1 tRNA gene is annotated in these 279 nt (G+C 40.5%); it reads right to left on the bottom strand.

From position 1 onward, the window contains the following. Positions 1 to 111: 111 nt before the first annotated feature. Positions 112 to 187, bottom strand: a tRNA-Ala gene (locus A6D97_RS07185). Positions 188 to 279 lie beyond the last annotated feature (92 nt).

Raw genomic sequence — 279 nt, 5'->3', positions numbered from 1 at the left:
ATTGAATTACTCGTAAGTAATCAATCAGTCAGCTTTCCAAATTGTTAAAGAGCTAGATATTTCAAAAGAAATAACCATTTTTAAAGATTCTTAAGGAAGAACACTTAAAGATGGTGGAGCTATGCGGGATCGAACCGCAGACCTCCTCGCTGCCAGCGAGGCGCTCTCCCAGCTGAGCTATAGCCCCATCTGGAAAAGTATTTCCTACTCTTAACTTATTAAACCATCAATCTGTGTGGGTACTCATCGTAAATATCTTCGTATAAGGAGGTGATCCAG

Source organism: Vibrio sp. ZF57, assembly GCF_001691235.1.
GTDB classification, from domain to species: Bacteria; Pseudomonadota; Gammaproteobacteria; order Enterobacterales; family Vibrionaceae; genus Vibrio; species Vibrio crassostreae_C.
This window is presented reverse-complemented; position numbering and strand designations above follow the sequence as displayed.